The 11829-nt window shown below is 59.9% G+C and carries 11 protein-coding genes and 1 riboswitch; of the genes, 4 read left to right on the top strand and 7 right to left on the bottom strand.

Annotated elements, in window-relative coordinates; all coding sequences use genetic code 11:
- Window positions 1-45: 45 nt before the first annotated feature.
- From EDC38_RS02185 to guaB, 6 genes are all read right to left on the bottom strand, one after another.
- Window positions 46-399 (bottom strand): FHA domain-containing protein, encoded by a 354-nt coding sequence (locus EDC38_RS02185; RefSeq protein ID WP_024459878.1) that lies wholly within the window; start codon window positions 397-399, stop codon window positions 46-48.
- Between the two features lie 185 nt (window positions 400-584).
- Window positions 585-2264 carry a serine/threonine-protein kinase gene (locus EDC38_RS02180; RefSeq protein WP_123637138.1) on the bottom strand — a complete coding sequence of 560 codons (1680 nt, stop codon included), beginning with the start codon at window positions 2262-2264 and terminating at the stop codon, window positions 585-587.
- Window positions 2265-2273: 9 nt separating this feature from the next.
- On the bottom strand, window positions 2274-2636 hold the full coding sequence (locus EDC38_RS02175; protein WP_123637137.1) for an FHA domain-containing protein: 363 nt from the start codon (window positions 2634-2636) through the stop codon (window positions 2274-2276).
- A 106-nt stretch (window positions 2637-2742) separates the two neighbouring features.
- Complete coding sequence (locus EDC38_RS02170) at window positions 2743-3459, bottom strand: YebC/PmpR family DNA-binding transcriptional regulator (RefSeq protein ID WP_123637136.1); 717 nt, start codon at window positions 3457-3459, stop codon at window positions 2743-2745.
- Between the two features lie 55 nt (window positions 3460-3514).
- Window positions 3515-5092, bottom strand: a complete 1578-nt coding sequence (guaA, locus tag EDC38_RS02165) for a glutamine-hydrolyzing GMP synthase (protein WP_123637135.1) — start codon at window positions 5090-5092, stop codon at window positions 3515-3517.
- Between the two features lie 288 nt (window positions 5093-5380).
- On the bottom strand, window positions 5381-6853 hold the full coding sequence (gene guaB / locus EDC38_RS02160; protein ID WP_123637134.1) for an IMP dehydrogenase: 1473 nt from the start codon (window positions 6851-6853) through the stop codon (window positions 5381-5383).
- Window positions 6854-6997: 144 nt separating this feature from the next.
- Between guaB and xseA the strand changes: the two genes are divergently transcribed.
- The 4 genes from xseA to EDC38_RS02140 all read left to right on the top strand — a co-directional run bounded on the left by xseA (window position 6998) and on the right by EDC38_RS02140 (window position 10763).
- Window positions 6998-8341 carry an exodeoxyribonuclease VII large subunit gene (gene xseA / locus EDC38_RS02155; protein WP_123637133.1) on the top strand — a complete coding sequence of 448 codons (1344 nt, stop codon included), beginning with the start codon at window positions 6998-7000 and terminating at the stop codon, window positions 8339-8341.
- 155 nt (window positions 8342-8496) lie between these two features.
- Window positions 8497-8602, top strand: a riboswitch (TPP riboswitch).
- A gap of 67 nt (window positions 8603-8669) precedes the next feature.
- Window positions 8670-9800 (top strand): glycine oxidase ThiO, encoded by a 1131-nt coding sequence (gene thiO, locus EDC38_RS02150; RefSeq protein WP_024459871.1) that lies wholly within the window; start codon window positions 8670-8672, stop codon window positions 9798-9800.
- On the top strand, window positions 9766-9969 hold the full coding sequence (thiS, locus tag EDC38_RS02145; RefSeq protein ID WP_123637132.1) for a sulfur carrier protein ThiS: 204 nt from the start codon (window positions 9766-9768) through the stop codon (window positions 9967-9969). The genes thiO and thiS overlap by 35 nt, the downstream gene beginning before the upstream one ends.
- A gap of 2 nt (window positions 9970-9971) precedes the next feature.
- Window positions 9972-10763, top strand: a complete 792-nt coding sequence (locus EDC38_RS02140; RefSeq protein WP_123637131.1) for a thiazole synthase — start codon at window positions 9972-9974, stop codon at window positions 10761-10763.
- Window positions 10764-10904: 141 nt separating this feature from the next.
- On the opposite strand, the gene EDC38_RS02135 is transcribed toward EDC38_RS02140, so the two are convergent.
- The gene (locus EDC38_RS02135) at window positions 10905-11798 is read right to left on the bottom strand and encodes an AEC family transporter (protein ID WP_123637130.1); all 894 of its coding nucleotides are present in this window, start codon (window positions 11796-11798) and stop codon (window positions 10905-10907) included.
- Window positions 11799-11829 lie beyond the last annotated feature (31 nt).

Here is an 11829-nt window from a genome sequence, read left to right as displayed (position 1 = left end):
GCGCGTTTCGCTAATCCGACCTACTGAGCGTGCTTCGTGGATTGATCAGCTCGATACCATATGTCGGGTGCGCTCTAGGTCCTGCTCGTCGTTATCCACGAACTTGAACTGATTCCAGGCCAGTCGGATCTTGTCGTTATGGTGGAGTCGCAACCGCTGCGCCACTCGCTGATCGTTCACAAAAGTGCCGTTGGTGCTCCCCAGATCCTCCAGATAGTATTCCCGAAACTGCGGGAAATCCGGATTGGGCTTCACGCTCATGCGGGCGTGACGACCGCTGACCGCGCTATCGTCAATCAGCACGTCACACTCGGGGTGACGCCCCAGCGTCAATTCACCACCCACAAGTTCAAACTTGTGAACCGCGACATCGTCTACGAGTTGAATCAACCAAGCCATTGTAGGGTACCTTTTTGAATATAGGATAAAGATGGCACTGAGGTCTACGTCGGGGTATACCGTTTCAAGACCGTAGAGCGGGGGACCCGCGATCCGAGCCTACAGGGACGTATGTACGGCGTGTCTTGAAACGGTATACCCCGTCGTAGACCGGACTTGATGCCACAGCGGACTGTCCGCAAACATCAGAACTCTTTCTCCAGTGCCGAGCGTAATGCCTTGGCCATCTCGGCCGCAGTTGCATAGCGTTTTTCCGGCTCTTTCTGTAGCGCTTTGTTCACAATCCGCGTGGCACTGCGCGGCAGATCCTTCCGCACCTCACGCAGAGGCCGGTGCCGGCTCTGCACGATCTGATAGCTCAGCTCTGCAATCGTATCGCCACGAAATGGCAGCGCCCCGGTCAGCAGTTGGTACAGAGTCACGCCCAGACTGAAAATATCGCTCGCTGGCCCTACCCGCGCCCCCTTGAGCTGCTCCGGGGACATATAGAGAGGGCTCCCCATAATCTCGCCAGTCTGGGTCCGGGCGCTGTTGGCCACCCGGGCGATTCCGAAATCGGTCACCACCACCCGGTTTTCATCCGGGTCATAGAGAATATTCCCCGGCTTGATATCCCGGTGAACCACCTGCTGCTCGTGGGCATAGGCCAGCGCCTCCGCAACAGTAGCCATCAGCTCATAGACCTTGGCGAGCGGAAGCTGCCGGGATTGGGCGGTGCGTTCGCTGAGCGGCTCGCCACGGACGTAATCCATGGCGATAAAGGCCAACGCATGCTCCTGCCCCACGTCGTATACCGTCACAATGTTCGGGTGCCGCAACCGCCCCGCCGCTTCCGCTTCCCGGAAAAACCGCTTTTTCAGGCTCTCGCGCTCATCGGCATCGAAGGGCGCAACATTCAGTGTTTTGATGGCCACCTCCCGGGCAATATGGGGATCTCGCCCGAGATAGACGATGCCCATTGCGCCACGCCCCAACTCCCGCTCGATCTGGTAGCGCCCCAGTTGCTGGGGTACGGCGAACTCCTCCAGCACCTGGGTCTTTGCCAGGTTCGCGGTGCCTGTGCCCCCCTGCCGAGCCTCCAGCGCCTTGAGTCGTTGCGCTACGTCACGGTACATGGGCTTGCGCCGCGCGATCTCCCGGTAACAGGCCAGCGCCTCCTGGCGGCGCTGCCGGCGTTCGTGCTCTCTGGCCTGGTCGTAGAGCAGATCCAGAATAGACTCCGAGGTGGGGCAGGCTTTCAGCGCGGTCAGCGCTTCTTTCCAGTGACCGTTATCAAAGCGCTCAATCCCCAACTGACGACGCAGATACTGCGCCTGGCGATACCAGCGACGCTGGTGCCAATACGCACCGATCAGCAACAGTCCGACCCACAGGTACTGAACCGCAAGCCCGAGCGGCAGATACAAACCCTGACTGATCTGGGCACCAATCTGCCCCGCAACCAGGCCGATGGTCAGCAGCCCGGTCATCAATAGCGCGGCCACTCTGCCCATGACCGGGGTCAACCAGAGTAGATAAACCGCCAGAGCCAGAATCAGACCGGAGAAGGCCGGATAAAACCACCAGGGCGTCCGGTAGCCGCCATTGAGAAGCGCCCCGGAATGCCTGGACAGGCCCTGCTCTGCCCAGCGGTCGGTAACCTGGGGCCAGATCGAATACCATCCGCCAGTCGACGATGGGGAGGCCGGATGAGTGTAACGAACCCGCTCGGGGGTCAATGCCAAGGAGGCATCAAAGAGCATCGCATCAAGCCAGGAGGGCGATTGGAGGGATTGGGGAAGCAGGATCAGCCAGCCGCCTAGCAACAATACCAGCACGCGCAGGCTCAGTCCGTCGGCCAATCGTTCCGTGAAGGTAGCGCTCATGAAGACGGCTTATTTCTCAGCGGTGTAGTAAATGCCGGGAATCCAGCTTTTTTTGATTTTCAGGGTGCGCTGCAGCTCGTCGGAAATCTGCTCGGCGTACTGCAGCTCATGGGTTCCGACCCGAATGCTGTCTTCAACTCTCAAGGGCGCCTCGGGCACCCGCTGAACGTTCACCCAGACGCCGTTGGTGCTGTTCAGGTCCCGGATGCGGAAACCCTGAGCGGTCGCCTCGATGACGGCGTGGTGCCCACTGACCGTGGCATCATCCACAACCAGGTGATTATCGGCGCTGCGCCCGATGGTCAGGGTTTCGTTGCTGAGCTCATAGTAGCCGACACTGGCACCGTTGAGCTGATGGTGGATGTACGGCATAGGGCCCCCTGTCTGTGCCGGTCAATCCGGAAAGCGTAGCACAGGGAGCCAGGGAGGAATGTGACGCCTTTCTCCTCTTGCTGATTGAGAGCGCGGTTACCGCGCCTCAATACTCCGCATTATGGAAAACGCGCTGAACATCGTCCAGAAAGTTCAACAGTTCGACCATTTTCTCGAACTGCTCGACGTCCTCGCCCGCGATCTCGGTGGTTATCTGAGGGATGAACTGCACATCCTCAACCTCAAACTCGATCCCTTCGAAGGCCTCCTTCAGGGCGTTGCGCGTTTTGGCGTATTCGGTCTGCGGGGCAAATACCGTGATGATGCCCTCCTCGGCCTCGATATCGGTGACATCGACATCGGCGTCCGCCAGAGCCTCCAGCACCGCGTCTTCGTCCGGCCCGGAGAAACGGAAAATCGCGCTGTGGTCGAACAAGTGACTGACCGCGCCCGAGGCACCCAGTTTGGCTTTCACCTTGTTGAAGCAGGTGCGCACATCGCCGTAGGTCCGGTTGGGATTGTCGGTCAGGCAGTCGACAATGATCATGGTGTTGCCGGGCCCAAACCCTTCATAGCGCGCTACCGCAAAGTCTTCTCCGCCGCCGCCTTCGGCCTTGGCGATCGCTTTATCGATCACATGAGCGGGCACCTGCTCTTTCTTTGCCCGCTCCAGCAGAGACGCCAACGCCAGGTTGCCGGTCGGCTCGATGCCACCGGACTTGGCGCACATGTAAATCTCACGGCTGTAACGGCTGTAAATTTTGGATTTCATGTCCGAGGTTTTGGACATGGATTCTTTGCGGTTCTGGTAGGCTCTGCCCATTGGTGAATACCGGGTTCGTTTATCTGTTATTCATGCACGGCCGTCAAAAGACGGCCTACTCCCATTCGATGGTCGCGGGTGGCTTACTGGATACATCGTAGGTCACCCGTGACACACCGGAAATCTCATTGATGATACGGTTGGAGACTTTCTCCAGCAATTCGTACGGCAGATGCGCCCAGCGTGCGGTCATGAAGTCGATGGTTTCCACCGCGCGCAGGGCAATGACCCACTCGTAGCGACGAGCATCCCCAACGACACCGACCGATTTGACCGGCAGGAACACCGCAAAGGCCTGGCTGGTTTTGTGGTACCAGTCGGCGTTGTGCAGCTCTTCAATAAAAATGGCATCGGCTTCGCGCAGAATATCGGCGTACTCTTTTTTCACTTCACCCAGAATGCGCACGCCCAGGCCCGGCCCCGGGAAGGGATGGCGGTAGACCATATCGTAAGGCAGGCCGAGCTCCAGACCGATTTTTCGCACTTCGTCTTTGAACAGCTCACGCAGCGGTTCCACCAGCTGCATTTTCATGGTTTCCGGCAGGCCGCCCACATTGTGGTGGGATTTGATCACGTGAGCCTTGCCGGTTTTGGCGGCGGCGGATTCAATCACATCCGGATAGATGGTGCCCTGGGCCAGCCAATTGACGTCTTTGAGTTTGGTGGCTTCATCATCGAACACATCGATGAAGGTGTTGCCGATGATCTTGCGCTTGGCTTCGGGGTCATCCACGCCGTGAAGCTTGCCAAGAAACTGGTCTTCGGCATCGACACGGATCACCTTCACGCCCATGTTACGGGCGAACATTTCCATGACCTGGTCGCCTTCGTCTTTGCGCAGCAGGCCGTTGTCGACGAACACGCAGGTGAGCTGGTCGCCGATGGCTTTGTGTAACAGGGCCGCCACCACTGAGGAGTCCACGCCCCCGGACAGGCCGAGCAGGACTTTGTCCTTGCCCACTTGTTCGCGCACTTTTTCGATGGCGTCGTCGACGATTTTGGCCGGAGTCCAAAGGGCTTCGCAGCCGCAGAGTTCGAACACGAAGTGTTCGAGGATGCGCTTACCCTGAAGGGTGTGGGTGACTTCCGGGTGAAACTGGACGCCGTAGAATTTTTTGGTTTCGTTGGCCATGCCGGCGATGGGGCAGCTCGGGGTAGAGGCCATGATGTCGAAGTCCGGCGGCAGTTTGATGACTTTGTCGCCGTGGCTCATCCAGACGTCGAGCAGGGAGTCGCCGTTGTGGTCGAGGTGGTCTTTGATGTCGTGCAGCAGTTGGGTCTGGCCGTGAACCTTGACTTGGGCGTAGCCAAATTCCTGGACTTTGGAGCCCTGTACGGAGCCGCCCAGTTGTTCGGCCATGGTCTGCATACCGTAGCAGATGCCGAGCACGGGCACGCCGAGCTCGAAGACGGCCTGGGGTGCTCTCGGGCTGCCTTCGGCGTGGACGGATTCGGGGCCACCGGCGAGGATGATGCCGTTGGGGTTGTAGTCCCGGATTTCGTCGTCGCTCATGTCGAAGGCGCGGATTTCGGAGAAGACGCCGATTTCGCGCACTCTTCGGGCGATGAGCTGGGTGTATTGGGAGCCGAAGTCGAGGATGAGAATTCTTTGGGCGTGGATGTCTTGAGTCATGGGGGCTCTTGATGTTGGTTGGTGCGAGCTCGTTTGAGCGTCGTAGCTAGCTATGGGGCTTCGTAGCCGGGCCGCTACGGGGTATGGCCTTTAAAGACCCGCCGTGAACCCATCCCTGGGGGCTTCTCGTCGGCTCCCTGCCTCGGCTTTGGCTTCCTTGCGTCGCTCTATCACCTACATCCATGTAGGCGTCCGAGAGTCTTTAAAGGCCATACCCCGCATCGGCCCTTGATGTTGCGCAAGATTCACTGGCGACACCAGTAAGAACCTGGACCAAAATAAGCTGTGTTAACGCCCTACCGGATAGTTCGGGGCTTCTTTGGTGATCTGTACGTCATGGACGTGGCTTTCACCCATGCCGGCAGAGGTGACGCGGACGAATTGCGGTTGGGTGCGCATTTCGTCGATGTTGTGGCTGCCGGTGTAGCCCATGGCGGCGCGCAGGCCTCCCATCAGTTGATGGACGATGGCGTTGAGCGGGCCTTTGTAGGGTACGCGGCCTTCGATGCCTTCCGGAACGAGTTTTTCAGCACCCTGGCTGGCGTCCTGGAAGTAGCGGTCGCTGGAGCCCTGAGTCTGGGACATGGCGCCCATGGAGCCCATGCCGCGGTAGGCTTTGTAGGTGCGGCCCTGGAACAGTTCCACTTCGCCCGGGGCTTCTTCGGTGCCGGCGAACATGGAGCCCATCATGACGGTGTGGGCACCGGCGACGATGGCTTTGGCCAGGTCGCCGGAGAAGCGTACGCCACCGTCGGCGATGATGGGGATGTCAATGCCTTTCAGGCCGTCCACGACATTGGCAATGGCGCTGATCTGCGGTACGCCCACGCCACTGACGATGCGGGTGGTGCAGATGGAGCCGGGGCCGATGCCCACTTTGACCGCGTCGGCGCCGGCTTCAACCAGGGCTTTGGCGGCGTCGCCGGTGGCGATGTTGCCGCCGATGACCTGCAGCTCCGGGTAATCTTTCTTGATGCGACGGACGCCCTCGATCACGTTTTTGGAGTGGCCGTGGGCAGTGTCCACCACGATCACGTCCACACCGGCCTGAACCAGAGCGGCGACCCGGTCAGGGGTGTCCGGGCTGGTGCCGACGCTGGCGCCCACGCGCAGGCGACCTTCCGGGTCTTTACAGGCGTTGGGGTATTTTTCGGCTTTGTTGATGTCCTTGACGGTAATCAGGCCCTTCAGCTCGAAGTTGTCATTGACCACCAGGACTTTTTCGATACGGTGCTTGTGCAACAGGCTGCGCACTTCGTCGTTGCTGGCACCTTCTTTGACGGTCACCAGCTTTTCTTTCGGCGTCATGATGCTGGAGACCTTGGCCTCCAGGTTGGTTTCAAACCGCACGTCGCGACCGGTGACGATACCCACCAGGTCACCGTTGTCCAGCACCGGCAAGCCGGAGAAGTTGTTCTGCCGGGTCAGGGCCAGCAGGTCACTGATGGTGGCGTTAGAGTCGATGGTGATCGGATCTTTGACCACGCCGGCCTCGAACTTCTTGACCAGGCGGACTTCCTGAGCCTGCTTTTCGATACTCATGCTTTTATGGATGATACCGATGCCACCTTCCTGGGCCATGGCAATGGCCAGGCGCGCTTCGGTGACGGTATCCATGGCGGAGGAAATCAGCGGAATATTCAGTTGAATGCCGCGGGTCAGCCGGGTTTTCAGTGAGACGTCTTTGGGCGTGACGTCTGAATAGCCCGGCAGGAGCAAAACGTCGTCGAACGTGAGGGCTTCTTCAGCAATACGCAACATACAGCCAACCTTTATCCTGAGATAAGTAAACCGTCAATTATACCGCCCACGCGGCTGTGGGTAAACTGCCATCACCGGTTAAAAGTCATTGTTTTGCCAGTCATTTTCGACATAAGCCCTGTCCGGTTTGGGTATAATGCCAGCATGTTTGAAAATGACCCCACAACCACCTCCGAACGGCCGATTTTCTCTGTCAGCCAACTCAACCGGCGCGCCAAGCAGTTGCTGGAAACCCACCTGCCCCTGATCTGGGTCGAGGGGGAGATATCCAACTTTGCCCGCCCCTCCTCCGGCCACTGGTACTTCACTCTGAAGGACGATCAGGCCCAGGTGCGCTGTGCCATGTTTCGCGGCCGCAACCAGCAGGTGCGCTTCAATCCACAGCAGGGCCAGCAGGTACTGTTACGGGCCCGGGTCAGCCTGTATGAGAACCGCGGCGATTATCAGCTGATTGCCGAGCACATGGAGGAGGCCGGCGCCGGCGCCCTGCAGCGGGCCTTTGAGGCACTCAAACACAAGCTCGCGCAGGAGGGCCTGTTCGACCCGGCCCGCAAGCGGCCCATTCCCGCCCTGCCCCGTCATATTGGCGTGATCACCTCGGCCAGTGGCGCGGCGGTACGGGATATTCTCACCGTGCTGCAGCGCCGCTTCCCGAGCATTCCGGTCACCCTGGTGCCGGTACCCGTGCAGGGCAAAGAGGCCGCTCCCGCGATTGTTGAGGCCCTGTCGTTGGCTAACCGATCGGGGCTGTTTGATGTACTGATTCTGGGCCGGGGTGGTGGCTCTCTGGAGGACCTGTGGCCGTTTAACGAGGAAGTGGTGGCCAGGGCCATTGCCGCCAGCGACCTACCGGTGATCAGCGCCGTGGGTCACGAAGTGGATGTCACCATCGCCGATTTTGTCGCCGACCTGCGCGCGCCGACCCCCTCCGCTGCTGCGGAGTTGGTGGTGCCCGACGCCAGCGAATGGTTAGTCCGGTTTCGCAGCTACGAGCAGCGCCTGACCCAACTGACGCGTCGCCGCCTTCAGGCCGAGCAACAACATCTGCAACATCTCAGCAAGCGCCTGCGTCATCCCGGGGAGCGTTTGCAGCAACAAAGCCAGCGTCTGGACAGCCTGGAGCTGCGTTTGCGTCGCGTCATGCAGCAGCGATTGGGGCAGGCACGCCAGCGCCTGGACAATCTCGCGGCCCGCCAGAAAGCGCAGCGGCCGGAGCCACAACTTCGCCAATGGCAAACCCGCATCGAGCAGCTTCGCCAGCGGCTGAACCGACAGATGCAACAGACCTTGAAGCAGCAGCGCCAGCGACTGAGCGAAGCCGGGCGATTGTTGCACGGGGTGAGTCCGCTGAACACGCTGGAGCGCGGTTATGCCATCGTGCACAACGACGCCGGTGAGGTGATTCGGGATGCGGCGCAGGTGAAGCCCGGGGAGCGGATCCGAACGCGGGTGGCGGCCGGGGAGATTCTCAGTCGGGTGGAGGAGTAGCGGTTTGTTTTACGGCGGATGCGCCTTCGGCTTATCCGCCCTACGCGGCCCCCGTGGTTTGCGTAGGGCGGATAAGCGAAGCGCATCCGCCGTAACCACGCTCTACGCATCCGCCGTAACCGTTGATTCTGGCTTTCGCTCTGGTTACTATAAATACGAACTTGTCGGGGTGCCCTGCGTAAGGGGCTGAGATCGGTCACACCGAAACCCGTTGAACCTGATCAGGTTGATGCCTGCGGAGGAAACAAGCGAGCCTGGCCCTGTCTGGCCCCCTTCCCCTGCTTCAAACTCCTGATCTCACACGCTATACCTTTGTGTTTGAGGTCTTATGAGTCATGCAAAACTTTCCATCGGTATTGCCGGTGCGGGCCTGCTCGGGCGGCTGATCGCCTGGCAGCTGCTCCGCAAAGGGCACCGCGTCATGCTGTTTGATCGCGGCCCGGAACACGGCACCCAGGCCGCCGCCTGGACCGCGGCGGGGATGGTCGCGCCGCTTAGCGAAGCGGTCGTCTCCGACCGGTTTATCTACGATATGGGCCGCTACGCCCTGCGTCAGTGGCCGCAGTGGGTCAAACAGTTACCAGCGCACCGTCGCCCGCTGTGGCAATTCAATGGCAGCCTGGTGGTGGCCCATCCCCAGGATCAGTCAGAACTGACCCAGTTTTACCGGGACCTGTACCACGTCACCGGCGACACCCAGGGTTACCAGTGGTTGACCCGCCCAGCGCTTCACTCGTTGGAGCCAGATCTGAACGACCAGTTCCAGCATGGGCTTCTCCTGGAAAACGAAGGGCATCTGGACAATCGCACCCTGTTCACCGCGCTCGGGAATGCCCTGCGGGAGTTGGGCGGTCACTGCGTCTTTGATTGCGAGGTGGAGCTGGAGTCCGGCCTGATACACACGCCGTCGGGCCCACGCCGTTTCGATCAGGTGATTGACTGCCGGGGCATGGGCGCCAAGTCCGGCTTCCCGGAATTGCGCGGTGTGCGCGGTGAAATATTACAGGTGCAGACCCGGGACCTGACACTGAACCGGCCGGTTCGGTTGATGCACCCGCGCTACCAGCTCTACGTCGTCCCCAAACCCGACCATCACTTTGTGATTGGCGCCACGCAGATAGAAAGTGAAGATCGCTCGCCCATGTCGTTGCAATCGTCACTGGAATTGAGCAGCGCGCTGTATACCCTGGCGCCGGCCTTTTCCGAAGCGCGAATCGTCGAGCAGTCCGTCAATCTGCGTCCCGCATTGCCGGACAATAACCCTGGGATCACCCGAGAAGATCGCCTGCTACGGGTGAACGGCCTGTTCCGGCACGGCTATCTGCTGGCACCGGCGGTGGTCGATCAGGTGATGGCGATGATCGACGAAGGCGCCGACACCGAATTCGCACCCCATTTATTGAATCTCTCCCGGAACGCTCTCAATGATAATAGTCAGTCTGAACAACGAGCGGGTTGAGCTGCCCGCCGACACGCCCCTGAGCGACGCTTTGCAGCGGTGGCATTATGCTGACCAGCCAGTGGCAGTTGCCATCAACAGTGAATTTGTACCCCGGGCACAGTACCCGCAGGTGGTTCTGCAAAACAGCGATCAGGTCGATGTGGTTCGGCCCGTGGGAGGAGGCTGATCATGTCTCAGGATCAATTGGTTTTATACGGCGAATCGTTCGACAGCCGGTTTCTGCTGGGGACCGCACTCTACCCTTCACCACAATGCATGCTGGACGCCATTCAGTCCGGGCGCTGCGAGGTGGTCACTCTGGGGCTGCGTCGGCAGAACCCGACCGAGGGCAGCGGCGATGCGTTCTGGCAAATGATTCAGCGCAGCGGCTGTCGATTACTGCCCAACACCGCCGGCTGTAAAACGGTCAAGGAAGCCGTGACCCTGGCGGAAATGAGCCGGGAAATATTCAACACCGATTGGGTCAAGCTGGAAGTCATCGGCGATGATTACAATCTGCAGCCGGACCCCTTTGGACTCGTCGATGCCGCCGGGCAATTGATTCAGAAAGGCTTCAAGGTGCTGCCCTATTGCACCGACGATCTGATTTTAGGCCAGCGCCTGCTCGATGTGGGCTGCGAGGTGTTGATGCCCTGGGGTTCTCCCATCGGGACCGGTCAGGGGCTGCTCAATCGCTACAACCTGAGAACGCTGCGCGAGCGCTTGCCGGATACACCGCTGATCATTGATGCCGGTTTGGGCGCACCCTCTCAGGCCGCCGAAGCGATGGAGATGGGGTTTGATGGTGTGCTGTTAAACACTGCGGTGGCGAAAGCACATAACCCGCCTTTGATGGCCGAGGCGTTTGCCGACACGATTGATGCCGGCCGAAAAGCCTTCAAAGCCGGACTGATGACCCGCCGGCAGACGGCCAGCCCCAGCACGCCGACCATTGGGCAGCCGTTTTGGCATCAGGCGTAAATGGAAGGGAGTTGTCGGCTTACGCGCGTCCAAGGTGGTTGTCGGCTTACGGCCTTTGGCCTAAGCCGACCTACGGAACGGTCTTCCTGAGCTGCGAGTAGGTCGGCTTAGGCCAAAGGCCGTAAGCCGACAACAACCGCACTACAGTAACTGACTCCAAAGCGGCACCGTCACCAGCGACAGCAACAAGCCGTAACCGACAATGGTCGACACCAGCCTCGGCGCCAAACCATGAGCCATAGCCACCACGCCCGCCGAAATCATCGCCGGCATTGCCGTCTGTAACGCGACCGCCTGCGCCGCCACGGAGTGCAGATCCAGCACGGCAAACACCGAAAACACAATCGCCGGAATCAATACCAGCTTATACCCCAGACCCACGGTCAGCGGAAGCAGGTGCTCCTTATCCAATTTCAACTGCCACTGCAGCCCGACCGCCACCATCACCACCGGCACCAAGCTCTCCGCAATCCGTCCGGTGGCGTAAGTGAACCAATGCGGGTAATCCAGCGGGAAGGTCGCAAACGCGAGCAACAGCACCACGAACGGCGGAAAGGTAAAGATGGTGCGGCTGACTTTACGCCAGGAGGTGTCCTGCCCGCTATACCAGGCCGCCACAATGACCGCATAGGTATTCAGGGCGATCACCGTGCCGGTCTGATCGTAAAGCAGTGCGTAGGGTAATGCTTCAGGGGGAAGCAGTGCCTGAATCAGGGGAATACCGACAAAGGAGGTATTGCCAAGCACGATCACCAGCATCAAGGCGCCGGTCACCGAACGGGACCAGCCGAACCCGCGCGCCGTCAGCCAGACCAGTGCGGCGGTCGATGCCATCACTACCCAGGTGCTGATCACCGGCAACAGCGCCCGTTGATCCAGGGTCAATTTGGGAATTTCGGTGAGAATCATTGCCGGCAGCGCGACATACAACACGTAGAGGTTGAGCGCACTGGCCGAATCCCGGGGCATGCGACTCGATCGCTGCAGTAGCAGACCGATCCCCAAGCACGCCAGAATCAGAAGCAGGTTACTCATTCGTCTACCCCGGGAATGATGTCACACCGCA

This window comes from Marinimicrobium koreense (assembly GCF_003762925.1).
Lineage (GTDB): Bacteria > Pseudomonadota > Gammaproteobacteria > Pseudomonadales > Cellvibrionaceae > Marinimicrobium > Marinimicrobium koreense.
This window is presented reverse-complemented; position numbering and strand designations above follow the sequence as displayed.